The sequence below is a fragment of the Pseudonocardia sp. Cha107L01 genome (assembly GCF_052566575.1).
Genome location: NZ_CP199579.1, coordinates 595,908 through 615,151 on the forward strand (window position 1 = coordinate 595,908; position 19,244 = coordinate 615,151).

Annotated in this window: 19 protein-coding genes; 8 read left to right on the forward strand and 11 right to left on the reverse strand. The window is 71.2% G+C overall.

All coding sequences use genetic code 11. The annotated features are described in order from the left end of the window. Window positions 1-124: 124 nt before the first annotated feature. Window positions 125-2,242, forward strand: coding sequence for a glycogen debranching protein GlgX (gene glgX, locus ACTXG6_RS02785; RefSeq protein ID WP_445186190.1), 2,118 nt, complete (start codon window positions 125-127; stop codon window positions 2,240-2,242). A gap of 68 nt (window positions 2,243-2,310) precedes the next feature. Here glgX and ACTXG6_RS02790 read toward each other — a convergent pair whose 3' ends face one another. Beyond that, window positions 2,311-3,201, reverse strand: a complete 891-nt coding sequence (locus ACTXG6_RS02790; RefSeq protein ID WP_445186191.1) for an MBL fold metallo-hydrolase — start codon at window positions 3,199-3,201, stop codon at window positions 2,311-2,313. A gap of 77 nt (window positions 3,202-3,278) precedes the next feature. On the opposite strand from ACTXG6_RS02790, the gene ACTXG6_RS02795 reads away from it, so the two are divergent. The 5 genes from ACTXG6_RS02795 to ACTXG6_RS02815 all read left to right on the forward strand — a co-directional run bounded on the left by ACTXG6_RS02795 (window position 3,279) and on the right by ACTXG6_RS02815 (window position 7,487). Beyond that, window positions 3,279-3,704, forward strand: coding sequence for a MarR family winged helix-turn-helix transcriptional regulator (locus ACTXG6_RS02795; RefSeq protein WP_445186192.1), 426 nt, complete (start codon window positions 3,279-3,281; stop codon window positions 3,702-3,704). 157 nt (window positions 3,705-3,861) lie between these two features. Beyond that, window positions 3,862-4,518: an ABC transporter permease gene (locus ACTXG6_RS02800; protein WP_445186193.1), complete on the forward strand. Its 657-nt coding sequence runs from the start codon at window positions 3,862-3,864 to the stop codon at window positions 4,516-4,518. After that, window positions 4,502-5,707: a betaine/proline/choline family ABC transporter ATP-binding protein gene (locus tag ACTXG6_RS02805; protein ID WP_445186194.1), complete on the forward strand. Its 1,206-nt coding sequence runs from the start codon at window positions 4,502-4,504 to the stop codon at window positions 5,705-5,707. The genes ACTXG6_RS02800 and ACTXG6_RS02805 overlap by 17 nt, the downstream gene beginning before the upstream one ends. Then, on the forward strand, window positions 5,704-6,507 hold the full coding sequence (locus tag ACTXG6_RS02810; RefSeq protein WP_445186195.1) for an ABC transporter permease: 804 nt from the start codon (window positions 5,704-5,706) through the stop codon (window positions 6,505-6,507). The genes ACTXG6_RS02805 and ACTXG6_RS02810 overlap by 4 nt, the downstream gene beginning before the upstream one ends. Next, window positions 6,504-7,487: a glycine betaine ABC transporter substrate-binding protein gene (locus ACTXG6_RS02815; protein WP_445186196.1), complete on the forward strand. Its 984-nt coding sequence runs from the start codon at window positions 6,504-6,506 to the stop codon at window positions 7,485-7,487. The genes ACTXG6_RS02810 and ACTXG6_RS02815 overlap by 4 nt, the downstream gene beginning before the upstream one ends. Before the next feature lie 12 nt (window positions 7,488-7,499). Here ACTXG6_RS02815 and ACTXG6_RS02820 read toward each other — a convergent pair whose 3' ends face one another. Further along, window positions 7,500-7,910, reverse strand: a complete 411-nt coding sequence (locus ACTXG6_RS02820) for a hypothetical protein (protein WP_445186197.1) — start codon at window positions 7,908-7,910, stop codon at window positions 7,500-7,502. A 385-nt stretch (window positions 7,911-8,295) separates the two neighbouring features. On the opposite strand from ACTXG6_RS02820, the gene ACTXG6_RS02825 reads away from it, so the two are divergent. After that, window positions 8,296-9,156, forward strand: coding sequence for an LLM class F420-dependent oxidoreductase (locus tag ACTXG6_RS02825; protein ID WP_445186198.1), 861 nt, complete (start codon window positions 8,296-8,298; stop codon window positions 9,154-9,156). Window positions 9,157-9,221: 65 nt separating this feature from the next. Here the strand turns inward: ACTXG6_RS02825 and ACTXG6_RS02830 are convergent, their stop codons facing one another. From ACTXG6_RS02830 to ACTXG6_RS02840, 3 genes are all read right to left on the reverse strand, one after another. Next, window positions 9,222-9,938, reverse strand: coding sequence for a hypothetical protein (locus tag ACTXG6_RS02830; RefSeq protein ID WP_445186199.1), 717 nt, complete (start codon window positions 9,936-9,938; stop codon window positions 9,222-9,224). Window positions 9,939-10,061: 123 nt separating this feature from the next. After that, the gene (locus ACTXG6_RS02835; protein WP_445190329.1) at window positions 10,062-10,448 is read right to left on the reverse strand and encodes a cold-shock protein; all 387 of its coding nucleotides are present in this window, start codon (window positions 10,446-10,448) and stop codon (window positions 10,062-10,064) included. Window positions 10,449-10,603: 155 nt separating this feature from the next. Continuing rightward, the gene (locus tag ACTXG6_RS02840) at window positions 10,604-12,262 is read right to left on the reverse strand and encodes an AMP-binding protein (protein ID WP_445190330.1); all 1,659 of its coding nucleotides are present in this window, start codon (window positions 12,260-12,262) and stop codon (window positions 10,604-10,606) included. Window positions 12,263-12,409: 147 nt separating this feature from the next. On the opposite strand from ACTXG6_RS02840, the gene ACTXG6_RS02845 reads away from it, so the two are divergent. Further along, on the forward strand, window positions 12,410-12,688 hold the full coding sequence (locus tag ACTXG6_RS02845) for an alpha/beta fold hydrolase (protein ID WP_445186200.1): 279 nt from the start codon (window positions 12,410-12,412) through the stop codon (window positions 12,686-12,688). 152 nt (window positions 12,689-12,840) lie between these two features. Here ACTXG6_RS02845 and ACTXG6_RS02850 read toward each other — a convergent pair whose 3' ends face one another. From ACTXG6_RS02850 to ACTXG6_RS02875, 6 genes are all read right to left on the reverse strand, one after another. Continuing rightward, entirely contained in the window at window positions 12,841-14,142 is a 1,302-nt protein-coding gene (locus ACTXG6_RS02850; RefSeq protein ID WP_445186201.1) for an MFS transporter, read from the reverse strand. A gap of 85 nt (window positions 14,143-14,227) precedes the next feature. After that, window positions 14,228-15,775, reverse strand: a complete 1,548-nt coding sequence (locus ACTXG6_RS02855; RefSeq protein ID WP_445186202.1) for a S8 family serine peptidase — start codon at window positions 15,773-15,775, stop codon at window positions 14,228-14,230. A gap of 118 nt (window positions 15,776-15,893) precedes the next feature. Continuing rightward, entirely contained in the window at window positions 15,894-17,057 is a 1,164-nt protein-coding gene (locus ACTXG6_RS02860) for a sulfate/molybdate ABC transporter ATP-binding protein (protein ID WP_445186203.1), read from the reverse strand. Next, on the reverse strand, window positions 17,054-17,827 hold the full coding sequence (locus ACTXG6_RS02865) for an ABC transporter permease (RefSeq protein ID WP_445190331.1): 774 nt from the start codon (window positions 17,825-17,827) through the stop codon (window positions 17,054-17,056). Before ACTXG6_RS02865 ends, ACTXG6_RS02860 begins: the two co-directional genes overlap by 4 nt. A 115-nt stretch (window positions 17,828-17,942) precedes the next feature. Further along, a complete protein-coding gene (gene modA, locus ACTXG6_RS02870; protein ID WP_445186204.1) occupies window positions 17,943-18,734 on the reverse strand; it encodes a molybdate ABC transporter substrate-binding protein in 792 nt (263 codons plus the stop codon). After that, the gene (locus tag ACTXG6_RS02875) at window positions 18,731-19,135 is read right to left on the reverse strand and encodes a TOBE domain-containing protein (protein WP_445186205.1); all 405 of its coding nucleotides are present in this window, start codon (window positions 19,133-19,135) and stop codon (window positions 18,731-18,733) included. The genes modA and ACTXG6_RS02875 overlap by 4 nt, the downstream gene beginning before the upstream one ends. Between the last annotated feature and the right edge of the window lie 109 nt (window positions 19,136-19,244).

A 19,244-nucleotide genomic window follows, 5' to 3' on the forward strand; every position in this document is an offset into this window, starting at 1 on the left:
GGTAAGCCAGTGGAGTAGGCCACTCGCGGGGCGCTTCCCGTGGCGGTCGGCCGCGGCGGACGGTAGAACAAGGTCGTCTCGACGTCGTAGGCCGGCCGGCCCGGCCGGGTGGTGCGGAGGTTGGATGGATGTCTGGCCTGGTTCGCGCTACCCGCTGGGGGCGACCTACGACGGCGGCGGCACCAACTTCTCGATCTTCTCCGAGGTAGCCGAGCGGATCGAGCTGTGCCTGTTCGACGACGAGGGCAAGGAGACCCGGGTCGAGCTGCCCGAGCGGGACGGGTTGATGTGGCACGGCTACCTGCCGAGGGTGGGCCCGGGGCAGGTGTACGGCTACCGGGTGCACGGACCGTACGACCCGGCCGCCGGCCTGCGCTGCAACCCCGCGAAGCTGCTGCTGGACCCCTACGCGAAGGCCATCGACGGGCGGATCGAGTGGGACGAGGCGCTGTTCTCGTACCGGTTCGGCGACCCGGACTCGTACAACGACACCGACTCCGCGCCGTACGCGATGAAGTCGGTGGTGGTCAACCCGTTCTTCGACTGGGCGGACGACCGGCCGCCGCGCATCCCGTACCACCAGTCGGTGATCTACGAGGCGCACGTGCGGGGCATGACGATGGCGCACCCCGACATCCCCGACGAGGTGCGCGGCAGCTACGCCGGGCTGGCCCACCCGGTGATGATCAAGTATCTGCGCGAGCTCGGGGTGACCGCGGTCGAGCTGATGCCGGTGCACCAGTTCGTGCACGACTCCACCCTCGCCGAGAAGGGCCTGTCCAACTACTGGGGCTACAACACGATCGGCTTCTTCGCCCCGCACAACGGGTACGCCTGCTTCGGTAGCCGGGGCGAACAGGTGCTGGAGTTCAAGACCATGGTGCGCGCGCTGCACCGCGCCGGCATCGAGGTGATCCTCGACGTGGTCTACAACCACACCGCCGAGGGCAACCACCTCGGCCCGACGCTGTCCTTCCGGGGCATCGACAACCAGGCCTACTACCGCCTGGTCGACGGCGACGAGAAGCACTACTACGACACCACCGGCACCGGCAACAGCCTCAACGTGCGCCATCACGAGTCACTGCGGCTGATCATGGACTCGCTGCGCTACTGGGCCACCGAGATGCACGTGGACGGGTTCCGGTTCGACCTGGCCTCGACGCTGGCCAGGGAGTTCTACGACGTGGACCGGCTGGCGGCGTTCTTCGACCTGGTCAACCAGGACCCGGTGGTCAGCCAGGTGAAGCTGATCGCGGAGCCCTGGGACGTCGGCGACGGCGGCTACCAGGTCGGCGGCTTCCCCGCGCTGTGGACGGAGTGGAACGGCAAGTACCGCGACACCGTGCGGGACTTCTGGCGGGGTGAGCCGGCCAGCCTCGCCGAGTTCGCCTCCCGGTTCACCGGCTCCTCGGACCTGTACGAGGCGGACAACCGCCGGCCCATCGCCTCGATCAACTTCGTGACCGCGCACGACGGGTTCACCCTCAACGACCTGGTCTCCTACAACAACAAGCACAACGGCGACAACGGCGAGGACAACCGGGACGGGGAGAACCACAACCGGTCCTGGAACTGCGGCGTGGAGGGACCCACCGAGAACGGGAAGATCATCACGCTGCGGGAGCGGCAGAAGCGCAACCTGCTCGCCACCCTGCTGCTGTCCCAGGGCGTGCCGATGATCGCGCACGGCGACGAGCTGAGCCGCACCCAGAGCGGCAACAACAACGTGTACTGCCAGGACAACGAGACGAGCTGGGTCGACTGGCAGGCCGCCCGGGAGCACGCCGTGCTCACCGAGTTCACCGCCAAGCTCACCGCGCTGCGCGCCGCCCACCCGGTCTTCCGGCGCCGGCGGTTCTTCCAGGGCCGGCAGATCCGCGGCTCGCGCATCGAGGACATCGCCTGGCTGCGCCCCGACGGCGAGCAGATGACCGACAAGGACTGGGAGGTCGGGCACGCCAGGACAGTGGCGATCTTCCTCAACGGCCAGGGCATCCCGGAGCGCGACGAGCTCGGCCAGCGGATCGTCGACGACTCGTTCCTGCTGCTCTGCAACGCCCACCACCAGGCGGTCCCGTTCACCCTGCCGGACCAGAACTACGGGCACGGCTGGGAGGTCGTGATCGACACCGCCGACCCGCTGCTGGCCAACGCGCGCCGCAAGCAGCGCGAGGCGGTACCGGGCGGCCGGCTGCGCGTTCTCGGCCGGGCCATGATCGTCCTGCGCCGGCTCTACTGACGCTCTACTGACCTCCGCCGGCTCTCGGGGTCAGGCTCTCGGCTCCGGCCCGGGGTCAGGCTCTCGGGTCAGGAGACGGGCCGCCAGGTGCCGTCGGCCGCGACCTGGCCGAACACCACGTCGGCGAAGTGCACCCCGAAGCCGATGGTGCCCGGCTCGGCCAGTTCGGCGACCAGCCGGCGCCGGGCATCGGCGGCGGCGACCGGGTCGTGGTCCGGTGCGGCACCCCAGTCCGGATGCTCGATCTGGATCGACGAGTGCATCGCGTCGCCGAAGGCGATCAGCCGCTGCCCGCCCGAGGAGATCACATAGCTCGCGTGCCCCACGGTGTGCCCGGCGGCGGGCAGCAGCCGCACCCCGGGAAAGATCTCCTCACCGTCGGCCGCGGTGCGCACCCGGGGAGCCAGCGCCGCCAGCTGCTCGGCGCTGGTGCCGGCCGCCTCGGCGAGGTGGCGCCCCGACCACTCCGGCTCGGCGATCCGGTACTCGGCGTTGGTGAACGCTGGTCGGTCGCTGCCCGGCGCCGGGTGCGCGGCCCAGCCGACGTGGTCGAGGTGCAGGTGGGTGATGGCCACCGCCTCGATCTCGTCGGGACGGCGGCCGAGCTCGGCCAGGTTGTCCAGCAGCGCACCGCCGTAGACGGCGCCGTGCGGGTTACCCGGCTCGGCGGGCGCGGACCGGGGGCCGAACCCGGCGTCGACGAGCAGCGCCCGGTCACCGTGTTCCACCAGCAGGCCCCCGATGCTGGCCACCAGGTTGCCGGAGTCGTCGAGGTACTCGGGGTGCTCCGCCCAGGTCTGTTCGGTGCTGGCCGGCAACCAGGCGCGCGGCGCGAGCTGAACCGCGCCGTCGGGCACGTAGGTCACCGTCAGCTCGCCGAGGCGCAGTGCGCGGAGCCCCGCCGGCCGCCGCAGCCGGTCACTGGTCCCGGTCCCGGACTTTGACACGAAGTTGGTCATGCCCTGAAACTAAACTTCTAACTGTAAAGATTCAAGCTATAAATATGTTTGCTTGAGGCATTTGCTAGGCTGAGCGGGTGAGCAGCCCGGATCCCCAGGTGGCCGCCGAGCGTGAGCTCTGCGGCCTGGTCACCGGGCTGTCCCGCCAGATCGGCGACCACGTCCGCGAGCGTGCCGTGAAGCTGGGGCTCACCGCGCCGCAGGCCACCGCGCTGCGTGAGCTGACCGGGCCGATGACCATGTCCGAGCTCGCCGAGCGGATGGGCTGCGAGCCCTCCAACGCCACCTTCGTCATCGACAAGCTGGAGAAGCAGGGCCTGCTCGAACGCCATCCGCACGCCACCGACCGGCGCGCCAAGCAGCTGGTGCTCACCGTCGAGGGCGTCGCGCTGCGCGAACGCCTCATCGAACTGCTCATTCAGGACTCGCCGCTCGCCGGCCTCACCCCGGCGGAGCAGCGCGTCCTGCAGGGCCTGCTGCACCGGGCCGTCACCCGGCTCTGAACCAGCCGGGGCGGGAAGGTCTCCCGTGCCCTCACGCGAGTGGTGGCCCTGCTCGACGAGTTCCTGACCAGCGTGTGGAGCCTCGATGCTGGTCAGAACCGGGAGGTGGCCCCCGCGACGACTATGCTGCCCGCCAATGAGCGGCGGTTGATGGACGATGGGCTTCGGCGACTACCTCTACAGCCATCTGTCCAATTTGCTGTTGGACAGCTTCCAGCACGTCAGCGCGGTGATCCAGTCGATTGTGCTGGCCACGGCCATCGGTGTGCTCGTCGGCATCGCGGTCTACCGGGGTCCGATCGGCTCGGCCGTGGCCACCGCGCTCACCAGCGCCATCCTGACCATCCCGTCGTTCGCGCTGATCGGGGTGCTCATCCCGGTACTGGGGTTGGGCGTCAAACCGACGATCACCGCGCTGGTGCTCTACGCACTGCTGCCGATCGTGCGCAACACCATCGTCGGGCTGGACAACATCGATCCGGCGATCACCTCGGCCGCACAGGGCATCGGGATGAACCGGTCCCGGGTGCTGACCCAGATCGAGCTGCGGCTGGCCTGGCCGTCCATCCTCGCCGGGATGCGGGTGTCCACCCAGATGCTGATGGGCATCGCCGCGATCGCCGCCTACGCCAAGGGGCCGGGACTCGGCGTGCACATCTTCTCCGGGCTGTCCCAGATCGGCAGCGCTAACGCCATCAACAACGTCGCGGCCGGCACCCTCGGCATCGTCATCCTCGCGCTGATCCTGGACGGGATCTACGTGCTCATCGGCCGACTCACCATCTCGAGGGGGATCCGTGACACGGACAGCTGAGGAACGCGACGCGGGGACCGCGGGCGCCGTCTCCGGGGTCGAGATCCAGCTCGAGCACCTGAGCAAGCACTACCCCGGCCAGGAGGGTGCCGCGGTCGACGACGTCTCGATGCACATCCCGGCCGGCGAGATCACGATCTTCGTGGGGCCGTCCGGCTGCGGCAAGACCACCACCATGAAGATGATCAACCGGCTGATCGAGCCGAGCTCGGGCACCATCACCATCGGCGGCCAGGACGCGCTCTCGCTGGATCCCGACAAGCTGCGCCGCACGATCGGCTACGCCATCCAGCAGGCCGGGCTGTTCCCGCACATGACGGTGGCGCAGAACGTCGGCATGGTGCCCAGCCTGCTCCGCTGGCCCAAGAAGCGGATCGCCGACCGCGTCGACGAGATGCTGGACCTGGTCGGGCTCGACCCGGGCCAGTTCCGCGACCGGTTCCCCCGGCGGCTCTCCGGGGGCCAGCAGCAGCGGGTCGGGGTGGCGCGGGCCCTCGCGGCGGACCCACCGGTGCTGCTGATGGACGAGCCGTTCGGCGCGGTCGACCCGATCACCCGGGGCAACCTGCAGGACGAGCTCATGCGGCTGCAGACCGAGCTGCACAAGACGATCGTGTTCGTCACCCACGACTTCGACGAGGCGGTCAAGCTGGGTGACCGGATCGCGGTGCTGGGGCCCCGGTCGACGATCCTGCAGTACGACACCCCGGACGCGATCCTGGCCAACCCGGCCAACGACACGGTGGCCGGGTTCGTCGGCGCGGGCGCCTCGCTCAAGCAGCTGACGCTGATGCGGGTGCGCGACGTGACACTCACCGAGGAGGCCATCACCGCGCGGCCGGACGAGACGCCGGCGCAGATCCGCGAGCAGCTGGAGGCGCGGGACCGCAAGTACGCGCTGGTGCTGGACGACCGCGACCGGCCCCAGCGCTGGGTGCACATCGGCCAGCTCAGCGGTGTCACCTCGCTCGCCGAGGCCGGCCGGCCGATCACCGACTGGGTCACCACGCAGTCCACCCTGCAGGACGCATTGGAGGCGATCCTGGCCGAGGGTGGCGCCGCGGTGGTCACCGGGGAGCGCGGCCGCTACGCCGGCACCATCGACATCCACACCGTGATGGACACGATCAGCCACCTGCGCGAGACGCACGAGACCAAGGCGCCCGCCCCGGCCGACGAGCCGTCATGAGCACCGCCACCGAAACCGCCGCGCCGGCCACCGGTGCGGCGCGGGCGGACTCCGCCGCGCGCCGCGCCGAGGCGATCCGGCTGTGGTTCCAGCCCGTCGTCGCGGCGCTGCTGGTGGCCGCGATGCTGACCTGGGTCGCCGTGGGCAACTTCGACGAGATCGAGGTCCAGACGGCGAACTTCCCGGCCATCGGCCGGCTGACCCTCGAGCACATCGAGCTGTCGCTGATGATCACGGTGATCGTGCTGCTGGTCGCGGTGCCGCTGGGTACCGCGCTGACCCGGCGCTGGGGCAAGCCGGTCGCCCCGCTGTTCCTGGCCATCGCCAACATCGGGCAGGCCGCACCCTCGATCGGCGTGCTGGTGCTGTTCTACCTGGCGGTGTACGAGGCCGGCTGGTCCGGCTTCTGGATCTCGGTACTGCCGATCGCCTTCTACGCGCTGCTGCCGGTGCTGCGCAACACCATCCTCGGCATCGAGAGCGTCGAACCGGCGCTGATCGAGGCCGGCCGCGGCATCGGCATGTCCCGCCCGGTCGTACTCGCCCGCCTGGAACTGCCGCTGGCCATGCCGTTCATCCTGGCCGGTCTGCGCACCGCGCTGGTGCTCGCGGTCGGCAGCGCGACGCTGGCCACCTTCGTCGGCGGCGGCGGGCTCGGCGAGATGATCGACACCGGCTACAAGCTCAGCCGGACGCCGGTGCTGGTGATCGGGGCGGTGCTCGCGATGGCGCTGGCGCTGCTCATCGACTGGCTCGGCGGCCTGGCCGAGCGCTGGATCGGGCCGAAGGGCCTGCGGTGAGGGCCTGGTCGAGGCCCGTCGCGGCGGCGCTCGCCGCCCTGGTCTGCGCGGTGCTCGCCGGCTGCGGGCTGACCTCGGGTGCCGCGGTGCCCGGTCGGGTCGGCCCCGGTTCGATCACCCCGGTGCCGGCGCTCGAGGGGGTGCCGATCACCGTCGGCTCCAAGGACTTCAGCGACAACATCAACATCGCCTACCTCATGATCTACGCGCTGCAGGCCGCTGGGATGAAGGTCCAGGACCTGACGAACATCCAGGGCTCCAACAGCGCCCGCACCGCGCTCAAGACCGGGCAGATCGACCTCTACCCGGAGTACACCGGCACCGCCTGGATCAACTACAACGGCCACACCCAACCGATCGTGGATGCCGAGGAGATGTTCCGGGCCGTCGCGGCCGAGGACGCCCGGCAGGGCATCAGCTGGGTCGACATGGCCCCGGCCAACAACACCTACGCCATGGCCATGGGTCCGGGGGTGACCCAGAAATCCGGCCTCAAGACTTTGTCCGACCTGGCGAAGTTCGCCAAGGCGAACCCCGAGCAGGCCACCGTGTGCCTGGAGACGGAGTTCGCCAGCCGCACCGACGGCTGGCCCGGCATGATCGCCAAGTACGGCTTCACCGTGCCGCCGTCGAACGTGCACGTGATGGGCACGGGCGCGGTGTACCCGTCGACCGCGTCCGGGCAGCCGTGCGCCTTCGGCGAGGTGTTCACCACCGACGGCCGCATTCAGGCACTGCACCTGACGGCACTCGACGACGACCTGCACTTCTTCCCGAAGTACAACGTGTCGGTCTCCATCCGCTCGGCGGTGCTGGAGCGGTACCCGCAGATCGCCGGCGTGCTCAAACCGGTCATGGACAAGATCACTAATGACGTGATGATCGAGCTCAACGCGGAGACCGACGTACAGGGCAGGGACTGGTCCGAGGTCGCCAAGGACTGGCTGCAGCGCAACGGGTTCGTCACCAACGCCCAGTAGGGGCCGGGCGCCTCAGGTGCAGACCAGGTGCCAGGTGATCAGGTCGTGCAGCTCCCGGGCCTGGTCCTCTGCCTTGCAGCCCAGCTCGTAGAGCGTGTAGAGCACCCTGATCCCGACCGTGGTCGAGGAGGCGACCGACTCGCCGGCGGTCGCCAGGTAGGACACACTGGTCACCCGGGCGTACGGCACCGAGGTGAGCGCCCGGCGGTCGTCGCACGAGGTCGTCTCCACCATCAGCAGCCGGCGGTTGGTGACCGCGAGCAGCCGGACGCCGGTTTCGCAGCCCCGGTAGATGCCGTCCAACGCCTCCCCGTCGAACAGGCTGTCGTAGATCACCCCGAGGTCGGTCCGGTCGTCAGTGGCGGGCGTCTGGACGCCCGCGCAGGTGAGGTCCATCGCCGGACTCATGGGTACTCGGGCCACGGTGGGCCTCCTCAGTCTCGCCCCCTGTGATATCCCCGCTACAGGCGGTTACCCCGCCGATATGCAGGGCAAACGGCACCGGGGCGGACCGCGCAAGGCGTACCTGGATGGTCCAGACTAGGCCGAACGGAGGAACACCGAGATGGCCCAGCGGCCCCGCCGCCGGCGCACCCCAGCGGGGCCGGCGCACCGCGGCGTGTTACCGAGCTGCACACGGTGCAGGTCGTCGGCGACCAGAACCTGCCTGGTGTGCAGCTCGGTAACGACAGGCCGCGCGCGGTGCACGCTCGCGGCCCCGGCTGATGCCCGGAATGCTCCGGTGCGCCATGCCGTTGGCCATGACGAGGGTCACTTCCGAGAACCGCCACCGAAGGTGAGTGAATCGATGAGCTCTGCAGCAACGCCGGTACCGCTGGGCACCGTGGGCGTCTGGGCCGGGACCTGGGCGCTGACCGCCGACCGCGCGGCCGAGATCGAGCGGTTGGGTTACGGCGCCATCTGGGTCGGCGGCTCCCCCGAAGCCGGCCTGGAGCTGGTGGAGACGCTGCTCGCGGCGACGTCCACGATCTCGGTGGCGACCGGCATCGTGAACATCTGGAGCTCGGACGCCCGCGTCGTGGCGGACTCCTACCACCGGCTCGAGGCCGCCTACCCCGGCCGGTTCCTGCTGGGGGTCGGGGCCGGCCACCGCGAGGCGACCAGCGAGTACGTCAAGCCGTACCAGGCGCTGGTGGACTACCTGGACGTGCTGGACGAGCACAAGGTGCCCAGCGACCGCCGGGTGCTCGCCGCGCTCGGTCCCCGGGTACTGCGGCTGGCCGCCGACCGCGCCGCCGGCGCACACCCCTACCTGGTGACCCCGGAGTACACCAGGTCCGCCCGCGAGACGGTGGGCGCGGCACCGCTGCTGGCCACCGAGCACAAGGCGACGCTGGGCACCGACCCCGAGCAGACCAGGGCGGCGGCCCGGCCGGCGGTGCGGAACCCGTACCTGAGCCTGTCGAACTACCTGGCCAACCTGCGCCGGATCGGCTTCTCCGACGCCGACCTCAGCGACGGCGGCAGCGACGCGCTGATCGACGCACTGGTGGCTCAGGGCTCGGCGGAGCAGGTTGCGGCGCGGTTGACCGAGCACCTGACCGAGGGCGCGGACCACGTCGCCGTGCACGTGGTGCCCAGCGCGGACGACCCGCTGCCGCAGCTGACCGAGCTGGCACCCGCGCTCGGCCTCACCGCGCGGGGCTGACGCAGGCGGCCGCCCGGGCTGATCACGCGGGGTCGGCCGGACCGGGCACAGTCAGGTCGGCGCGGTCAGGTCGGCAGCGCGGTGCTCACGCAGAGGCCGCGCACGGTGACCGCGAGCAGTACGACGGCGGCGGCGAACAGCACGACGATGGCCACCAGCAGCCAGAGCGTGCTGGCCGCCGTCACCCGGCCGACCACGTTCGCCCCGGACCCACGCGACCGGGCCGGTTCCGGGGCCATCGATTCCGGGGCTACCGATTCCCGGGCCGCCGGCTCGGTGCGGGCCGGTTCCGAGCCGGCCGATCCCGGGGCCGGCGGCTGAGGTCGGGCCGGTTCCGGTGCCGAGGGGTGGCCCGGTTCCGGGCGCGACGCCGGGCGTTCCGGGGCCGTTTCGGCGGCCAGCGGCAGTCGGGGGGTGGAGACCGGTCGGCTCGGCGGCCGACCCGGCAGCCGGGGGCTCGAGATCGGCCGGATCGGCGGCGGCGCCCACGCCGGCGCACCGGGGTTCGACGGCGCTCCCGGGTTCGACGGCGCTCCCGGGTTCGACGGCACGGCCGGCGCGAACGGGCCCGCCCCGGGACGCCGGTGTTGCGCGGAATGCCTCAGCGCCGCCGGCGGTGGACCGGGCGAAACAGCACCCGGCTCCGAACCGGCGGAACCGGAACCCGGGCCGACCGACCCGGCTGGCGCGGCCCGCTCGGCCCGTACCCGCCGCAGCAGCTCCTCGACCGGGATCGACGCCGTCGGCGGCTCGTCGTCCGGCGGCCGCCGGGGCTCGCGCACCACGGCACCCCCCGAGGCTCGACGGACCTGCCAGGCACCCGCTCCGGGCAGGCTAACCGATCAATGACGACCGGCGACCGTTCGACACTCGACGATGCGCGGCCGCGTTCACCGCTGGACGGCTCAGCCGTCCAGGTCCCGGGCCACAGCGCGGACCACCTCGGCGGCCAGCTTCGAGGAACGCCGGTCCGGGTAACGGCCCCGCCGCAGGTCAGGCTGCACCTTCATCTCCAGCAGCTTGATCATGTCCTCGATCAGGCCGTGCAGTTCCTCGGCGGGGCGTCGGTTCGCCTCCACCACCGATGGCGGGGCGTCGATCAGCCGAACGGACAGCGCCTGCGGGCCACGCCGGCCCTCGGCCATCCCGAACTCGACCCGCTGCCCAGACTTCAGTGCTTCCACCCCGGACGGCAGAGCTGCCTTACGGACGTAAACGTCCTGGCCCCCGTCCTGGGAGAGAAAGCCGAAGCCCTTCTCAGCGTCGTACCACTTGACCCTGCCGGTCGGCACCCTGCTCACCCGTCCCTTGCTGAAAACATAACGAACGCGCCCCGAGCGACGTCGGAGCGCGCCAAACCCCAGCCTAGCGTCCAGCGGGGGTCCGGCACCCAACTTATGCACGTCCTTCTGAGCGACTCCCCCACCGCGGGGGCAGAAAGCGTCCCCTACTCGGGCCCGGTCCGCGCGGCGGCGGTCAGCCCGAGCAGCTCCACCGAGCGGGCCCGCATCTCGACCTTGCGGACCTTGCCGGTCACCGTCATCGGGAACTCGTCCACGACGCGCACGTAGCGCGGGATCTTGTAGTGGGCCAGCCTGCCGGTGGCGAACTCGCGCACTACCTCGGCGGTCAGCGCCTCGGCACCGGCCCGCATCCGGATCCAGGCGCACAGCTCCTCGCCGTACTTCGCGTCCGGCACGCCCACGACCTGCGCATCCAGTACATCGGGGTGGGTGTAGAGGAACTCCTCGATCTCCCGGGGATAGATGTTCTCCCCGCCGCGGATGACCATGTCCTTGATCCGGCCGGTGATGTTGAGGTAGCTCTCCTCGTCCATGATCCCGAGGTCGCCGGTGTGCATCCAGCGGCCGGCGTCGATCACCTCGGCGGTCTTGGCCGCCTCGCCCCAGTAGCCCAGCATGACCGAGTAGCCCCGGGTGCACAGCTCACCGACGGTGCCCCGGGGCACGGTCAGCCCGGTCTCCGGATCGACGACCTTCACCTCCAGGTGCGGCAGCACCCGCCCCACGGTGGACACCCGCCGCTCCACCGAGTCGTCCGCCCTGGTCTGGGTGGACACCGGCGACGTCTCGGTCATGCCGTAGCAGATCTGCACCTCGGTCATCCCCATCCGCGCGATGACCTGCTTCATCACCTCGACCGGGCACGGCGAGCCGGCCATGATCCCGGTGCGCAGGCTGGCCAGGTCGTAGGACTCGAAGTCCGTGACGGCGAGCTCGGCGATGAACATGGTCGGCACCCCGTACAGCGAGGTGCAGCGCTCCTTCGCCACCGCGGCCAGGGTCAGCTCCGGGTCGAACCCCTGCGCCGGAATGATCATCGCGGCGCCGTGCGAGGTGGCCGCCAGGTTGCCCATCACCATGCCGAAACAGTGGTAGAACGGCACCGGGATACAGATCCGGTCCTCCTCGGTGTAGCCGCACAGCTCACCGACGAAGTAGCCGTTGTTCAGGATGTTGTGGTGGCTCAGCGTGGCGCCCTTGGGGAAGCCGGTGGTGCCCGAGGTGTACTGGATGTTGATCGGGTCGTCCGGACTGAGGTTCGCCTGCGCCTCCACCAGCCGGGCCCGGTCCGCTCCGGCCGAACCGGTAGCCAGCACCGCCCAGTCCGGCGACTCCAGCAGCACCACCCGCTCCAGCGCCGCGCAGCGCGGCCGCACCTCCTCGATCATGGCCGCGTAGTCGGAGGTCTTGAAGGCGCTCGCGGCGACCAGCAGCCGCACCCCGGCCTGGTTCAACACGTACTCCAGCTCATGGGTGCGGTAGGACGGGTTGATGTTCACCAGGATCACGCCGAGCTTGGCGGTGGCGTACTGGACCAGCGTCCACTCGGAGCGGTTCGGCGCCCAGATCCCCACCCGGTCGCCCTTGACCAGCCCGGCGTCCAACAGCCCGAGCGCGAGCACGTCGACCTCGGCGACGAACTCCCGGTAGCTCCACCGCCGCCCCGTGGCCACCTCGACCATGGCGTCCCGATCAGGGAAAACGGCGGCGGTGCGGTCCAGGTTGTCGCCGATCGTGTCGCCCAGCAACGGCAGGTCGGACATACCCGAGGCATAAGACGGCACAGCGGGCACAGACGGCACGGCGGGGACGGGCGGGGCGGCCGAGCTCACGGCGTCTCCTCACAGACAACGACGGGTGCGGGCCACCATCCTTGACCAGGCCGATGTCGGGCGCCAGTGGTCGCGGAGCCCTGGCCGCCCTGGTGAACCACCTCGACCTGACCGAGGGTGGCCACCATCCTGCGGTCGCCGCTGGAGGTGCTGCTCGCTTGCCAGCGGGCCGGCACCGGCACCGACGTGAGCGCCGAGCTCGCCGCACTGGACGTCCCGGTGCTGGTCGTGCACGGCGACATCGACGCGTCCGCCCCGTTGGAGGTCACCGGCCGGCCGACCGCCGAGCTCATCCCGGACAGCCGCCTGGTGGTCTACCCCGGCGGCCCGCACGGGCTGTACCTGACCCACCGGGACCGGCTGAACAAGGAACTTCTCGACTGGCTCGCCGGCTGAGGCCGATGCTGGCGCCTGAGGAGGGCGCGGTTCCGCTCCCCGTCGGGAAGTGCTGCGCGGCGGTGTGACTCATGGCGCACATTTCGGGCCGAAATGTGAGCCATCGCGCACACGGTTGAAAACGTCGCCGTCGCCGTCGCCGTCCCGGCCGGTTACGGGGTGGCCTGGGGCTCCCGGATGGCCAGCACGGCGGCCAGACTGATCAACCCGACCACGATCATGTAGAGCGATACGGACAGCGAGGTCCCGGTGCTGGTCTGCAGCGCGGTGGCGATCAGCGGCGCGAACCCGCCCCCGACCACGGCGCCGACCGCGTAGCTGATGGATGCTCCGCTGTAGCGGTAGCGCGCCTCGAACATGCCGGCGAACAGCGCCGGCTGCGGGCCGAACGTGGCGCCGAGCCCGGTGCACAGCACGATCACCGCGACCAGTAGCCAGATCGGCTGCTTGGTGTCGAAGAGCAGGAAGAACGGCACCGCCCAGACCACCAGCAGCACCGAGCCGAACAGGTACACCGGCTTGCGCCCGGTGCGGTCGGACAGGATCGCCGAGCCCACGATGGTAACCAGCCAGACCACACTGCCCGCGATCACCACCGCGAGCAGCAGGTTGCGGCCGAGTTTGAGCACCGTCGTGCCGTAGGACAGCAGGTAGGCCAGGAACACGTAGCCGATCGCGGTGTTCGCGATGAAGCTGACCGAGGCCAGGAACAGCTCCCTGCCGCGCTCCCGGAACACATCCACCACCGGCACCTGGCTCTGTGCCTGTTCGTCGCGCAGGGTGCGGAACACCGGGCTCTCCTCGACCTTGAGCCGGACGAACAGCCCCACACCCACCAGCACGATGCTGACCAGGAACGGCACCCGCCAGCCCCAGGCGGTGAACTGGGGGCCGGACACCGTGTTGCTGAGCAGGAAGAACATCAGCTGGGCCAGGATCAGGCCGCCGGGCACCCCGATCTGCGCGGCCGCGCCGTAGCGGCCGCGCTTGCCCATCGGCGCGTGCTCCACCGCCATCAGGGCGGCGCCGCCCCATTCCCCGCCGGCCGAGAGCCCCTGCAACAGCCGCAGCAACAGCAACAGGATCGGCGCCCACACCCCGATCTGCCCGTAGGTGGGCAGCAGCCCGACCCCGACCGTGGCCAGCCCCATCAGCAGCAGCGAGGCGATGAGCATGCGCTTGCGGCCGATCCGGTCGCCCCAGTGTCCCCACAGCACGCCGCCCAGCGGGCGGGCCAGGAAACCGACCCCAAGGGTGGCGAAGGCGGCCAGCGTGCCGGACGCCGGGGATAGCGTCGAAAAGAACTGCGAGCCGAATATCAGCGCGGCCGCTGTGCTGTAGATGAAATAGTCGTACCACTCGACGGTGGTGCCGACCGCGCTCGCGGCCGCCACCCAGCGGAGCTGCCGGGGATCGGTTTCCGGGACCGAGGCAACGGACCGCTCTGGATTCATGCGCTAGTCCCCTCGGAAAGGCCGCGCGGGCCACTGGTCCACCCCGACCAGTGATCTCACTCTTTCACGAAAGAGTGACCTTCTCCTAGAGCCCTGCGGTAAACAGCAACCGGTCCGCGGTGCCCTCGACCGCGCCGCCCCTGATCACGTTCGGGGTGGCCTGCCGAATGATCCACTGCTTCAGGGTGGCCGAGGCGGTGTCGCCGAACCGCTGCTTGTACAGCGCGGCCACCCCGGCCGCGAACGGCGCGGACATCGAGGTGCCGGAGTACGAGCTGGTACCCCCGCCGGGCACCGGCGCGATGATGCCCTGGCCCGGGGCGTACAGCGAGACACAGGGCCCGGTGCTGGAGGTGCTGGCCCGCTGGTCGTCGATCGTGGAGTTGGCCACCACCAGGGCGGCCGGGGAGTCCCTCGGGGCGAGGTCGCACGAGTCGTCGCCGGTGTTGCCCGCCGAGGTGGACACGAACACCCCGGAGTTGGCGAGCCGGCTCACGGCGGCGCTGAGCGTGCTCGAGGGGGCCTGCGCGTAACGCCAGGACAGCACCGCCACCGCCGGCTTGCGCGCGTGGCTGGTCACCCAGTCCACCCCTTCGATCAGGTTGGACAGCTTGCCGCCGCCCCGGCAGTCCAGCACCTTGACCGCGTGGAGTCGGGCCTGCTTGGCCACGCCGTAGGTGGTCGACCCGGCGATGCCGGCCACCACGGTGCCGTGTCCGTCGCAGTCACCGTCCGGCCCGCCGGCGAAGTTCACGTCGAACGACGCGCGGCCGCCGAAGTCGGGGTGGGTCGTGTCGATGCCGGTGTCCAGCACGTAGATGTTCACCCCGGCACCGGTGCCGTGGGTGGTGTAGCTGTCCGAGAGCGGGAGGTTGCGCTGGTCGATGCGGTCCAGGCCCCAGTTCCTCGGGTTGTCCTGGCGGTGGGCCAGCGCGGGGCCGTCGTTGTCGCCGGGTGCGGTGCGGGGTCCCGGCGGCGCGGGCCTCGGCGGCGGCACGGGCTTCGGGTTCGGCGGGGCCGGGGCGGCTGGTGGGCGCTGGCGGGCGCCCGGCGAGGTCGCGTACGGCGACGTCGCGTATGGCGTGGTCTCGGCCGGCGCGCTCGCGTACGGCGTGGTGCCGGTGGCCGGCGAGGTGGCCGCCGCTGGACTGTCGGCAGGTGCCGCGTACGAGCCGGTGCCGGTGGCCGGCGAGGTGGCGTCCGGCTGTTGCGTGTAGGTCCCCGCGCCGTCGCCGGGCGTGCCGCTGTCGGGCGGGGTGCTGCCGGGCGGGGTGCTGCCGGGTGGGGTGCTGTCGGGCGGGGTGCTGCCGGGCGGGGTGCTGCCGGTCTCGACGGCCTGCGAGGTGGCGTCGGGTTCCACCGAGAGCACGCCGGGGCGGGTGCGCAGCCGGGTCGCCTCGGCGTCGGTCAGCGGCGCGGCGAAGCCGAGCACCGCCTGGTTGAACCGGGCGGTCGGCGCGGTGCGAGCCTCGGCGGCGACGCCGTCCACGTTCTGTCCGGCGGCGACCTGCACCACGTATCCGCTGGTCGGCACCGGAGCCGCCACGGCTGGTACGGGCGCGAGGGCCGGCAGCAGCATCCCGACCGACGCGGTCACGGTGGAGAGCGCGCACTTCAGCCCGGGAACGATCACAGAGAGCAACGTTAAAGACCATTTAGGGATTCATCAATGACACGACACGGGGCTCCTGTTGTTTGAGAGTCTAACGAGAGCCAGAATCACTACTTTGGGTGACCATATTGCCTCTGATTCACCGGACCGCCGGGTGGACCTGCACCTCGGTGGCCTTGACCGCGTACCAGAGCGGCACCCCCGGAGACAGCGGCTCGGCGGCGCCCAGGTCGGCGACCGCGCCCGGCGTCACGTCGGCGGCCAGCCCAGCCACCCAGGCCGGCCCGCCGTCCAGCGGCTCCGCCCGCAGCCGCACCACCTCGCCGCGCGGTTCCATGCCGGCCAGGCGCACCTGCACCACGTTGCGCGGGCTGCCGTGCGGGCGGTCCCGGAACACCGCCACCGCGGCCGGCGGGAACACCGCGACCGCCGGCGCACCGGCCACCGGGTCCTCGCCGGTGTGCAGCCCGGCCACCACGGTGCCGTCGGCGGTGCGCAGCCCACCGGGAGCGCCCAGCCCGGGCACCAGGTTCAACCCGGCGATGCGAGCGGCGAACGGGCTGCGCGGCCGGGTCAGCACGTCCCGGGTGGCGCCCTGCTCGACGATCGAGCCGCCGGTCAGCACAACCACCCGGTCGGCCAGCACCAGCGCGTCCAGCACGTCGTGGGTGACTAGCAGTGCCGTGCGGGCCACGCCGCCGTCCGGGCCGCGCACCACCCGGCGCAGCAGCGCGCGCAGCGCCGGCGCGGAGTCGATGTCCAATGCGGCGAGCGGCTCGTCCAGCAGCAGCAGCTCCGGCTCGCCGGCGAGTGCGCGGGCCAGCGCGACCCGCTGCGCCTGGCCGCCGGACAGCTGCGACGGGCGCCGTCGACCCAGCTCGGCGACGTCCACCTCGGCCAGCAGGTCGCGGGCCCGGTCGGCCGCCGCCCGCTTCGACACGCCGTGGCAGCGCGGCCCGAACGCCACATTGGCCACCGCGGTCAGGTGCGGGAACAGCAGCGCCTGCTGGGCCAGCAACCCGACCCCGCGCTGGTGCGTCGGCACGTGCACGCCGGACCCGGTGTCGGTGAGCGTGCGCCCGTCCAGCACCACCCGCCCCTCGTCCGGCCGCAGCAGTCCGGCCAACACACCGAGCAGCGTGGACTTGCCGGCGCCGTTGGGCCCGAGCACCGCGACGATCTCACCCCGGGCCACCGTCAGCGACACGTCCAGGGTGAACTCGCGGCGCCGCACCGAGGCGGTCAGCTCGAGGAACCCGCCGCGCCCGGTCGGCTCGGCGGCGGTCGGCGCTCCGGTGCTCAACGCAACCCCTCGGCGACCCTGGGCCGGGCCACCGCGATCACCACGATCGCCACCACCACGAGCACCAGGGACAGTGCGATCGCGCCGTCGGTGTCGATCTCCCGCTCCTGGTACACCAGCAGTGGGAGGGTCTGCGTGGTGCCCTGCAGGCTGCCCGCGAAGGACACCGTGGCGCCGAACTCGCCGAGCGCGCGGGCGAACGCCAGCACCAGTCCGGAGCCGAGGCCCGGCAGCACCAGCGGCACGGTGACCCGGCGGAACGCGGTGAACGGCGCGGCGCCGAGCGTGGCCGCTACCGTCTCGTACCGTTCACCGGCGGTGCGCAGCGCGCCCTCCAAGCTGACCACCAGGAACGGCATCGAGACGAACGTCTGGGCGAGCACGACCGCCGCCGTGGTGAACGGCACGGTGACGCCGAACCACAGCTCCAGCAGCCGCCCCGCCGGCCCGGTCCGCCCCAGCGTGTAGAGCAGCGCCAACCCGCCGACCACCGGTGGCAGCACCAGCGGCAGCAGCACCACCGGCCGGGCCAGTCGGACAACCCGGGAACGGGACCGGGCCAGCACGGCGGCCAGCGGGCCACCGAGCAGGAGGCAGACCACGGTGGAGATCGCGGCGGTCTCCAGCGACAGCCGCAGCGCGGCCAGCGCGGCGTCACTGGTGACCAGCTCGGGCAGCCGGCTCAGGTCGGCGCGCAGGATCATCCCGACCACCGGGAACGCGATCAGCAGGAAGCCGAGCACCGCCGGCACCCACAACGCCACCGGCAGCCCCACGCCGACGGTGTGCCGGTCATCCGGTTCCGGCCGCCGCGAAGCCCGGCCCGAGCGGCGGGAGAACCGGCCCTGGCCCGGCCGGCCCCGGGTCAGCGGGTCGGTCATAGCCTCACGGCGTGCCGAAGCCGGCGTTCTTCAGCACCTGCTGCCCATCCGCCCCGCGCACCAGCGCAACGAACTTGGCCGCAAGGTCCGCGTTCGGCGCGTTCTTGAGCACCGCGATCGGGTACTGGTTGGGCGCCTTGGCCGCCTCCGGGAAGTCCACGCCCTCGACCTTGCCCTTGCTCGACTTCACGTCCGTCACGTAGACCAGCGCGGCGTCGGCGTCCCCGGTGGAGACCTTGCTCAGCGCGGAGCGCACGTCGACCTCCTGGCTGACCGGCTTCAACGTGACCCCGGTGGCCTTCTCGACCTGGGTGGCCGCACTGCCACAGGGCACCTGCGGCGCGCAGACCACCACCTTGAGGTCGGGCTTGGTCAGGTCGGCGAAGGTGTGGATGCCCTTGAGGTCGCCCGGTGCCACCGCGATCTGCAGCACGTTGGTGACGAACACGCTCGGGTCGCCGCTCACCAGGCCGGCCTTGGACACCGTGGCCATCGTCGAGGTGTTGGCCGCGGCGAAGACGTCGGCCGGGGCACCGTTGACGATCTGCTGGGCCAGGTCGGAGGAGCCGCCGTAGTTGAACCGGACGGTCGAGCCCGGGTTCTGCGACTCGAAGGTCTTGCCGAGCTGGTTGAACACGTCGGTCAGCGACGCTGCGGCGGACACGGTGAGCGTCGCGGCGCCCGGCGCCGCCGAACCGGACGGTCCGCCGGACTGCGACGCCCCCCCGCCGCCGCAGCCGGCCACCAGTGCTGAGGCGAGCAGCCCGCTCGCCACCATCACCAGGCTCTTCTTCATGGAGCTCCTCCAGGGGTTTCCACCACGACGTGCGTTGACTTGATCACCGCAACGGCCATCGAGCCCGGCTGCAACCCCAGTTCCTTGACCGCCTCCGTGCTCATCAGCGACACCACCCGGTGCGGTCCGCACTGCAGCTCCACCTGGGACATCACCCGGTCCGAGATGATCTCGGTGACCAGCCCGACCAGGTGGTTGCGCGCCGAGCGGCCGACCGTGGACGGGTCCGGCGCGGCGTGCGCCTGGGCGCGGGCGAACTCGGCCAGCCGGGCGCCGTCGATCACCTTGCGGTTCGAGGCGTCCACCTGCACCGGCAGAGTCCCCGCGTCGACCCACCGACGTACGGTGTCATCACTGACACCGAGCAGGCGAGCGGCCTCGGCGATCCGGAACTGCGGCACGGTGCGAATTTTACCTCCGTGGCCGCGGATTCGCGCACCACCGTGCACTGCGCTGTACCTGGTGCCTCTCAGCGCCGTACTCAGGGGAAACGACCGTCCGTGGGTCGGC

Bases quoted from the DNA above. Each gene is read 5' to 3' on its own strand.
- modA (WP_445186204.1), bottom strand. From the start codon at position 18,734: ATGAAGAAGAGCCTGGTGATGGTGGCGAGCGGGCTGCTCGCCTCAGCA.
- ACTXG6_RS02800 (WP_445186193.1), top strand. From the start codon at position 3,862: ATGGGCTTCGGCGACTACCTCTACAGCCATCTGTCCAATTTGCTGTTG.
- glgX (WP_445186190.1), top strand. From the start codon at position 125: ATGGATGTCTGGCCTGGTTCGCGCTACCCGCTGGGGGCGACCTACGAC.
- ACTXG6_RS02825 (WP_445186198.1), top strand. From the start codon at position 8,296: ATGAGCTCTGCAGCAACGCCGGTACCGCTGGGCACCGTGGGCGTCTGG.
- ACTXG6_RS02790 (WP_445186191.1), bottom strand. From the start codon at position 3,201: ATGACCAACTTCGTGTCAAAGTCCGGGACCGGGACCAGTGACCGGCTG.
- ACTXG6_RS02810 (WP_445186195.1), top strand. From the start codon at position 5,704: ATGAGCACCGCCACCGAAACCGCCGCGCCGGCCACCGGTGCGGCGCGG.
- ACTXG6_RS02850 (WP_445186201.1), bottom strand. From the start codon at position 14,142: ATGAATCCAGAGCGGTCCGTTGCCTCGGTCCCGGAAACCGATCCCCGG.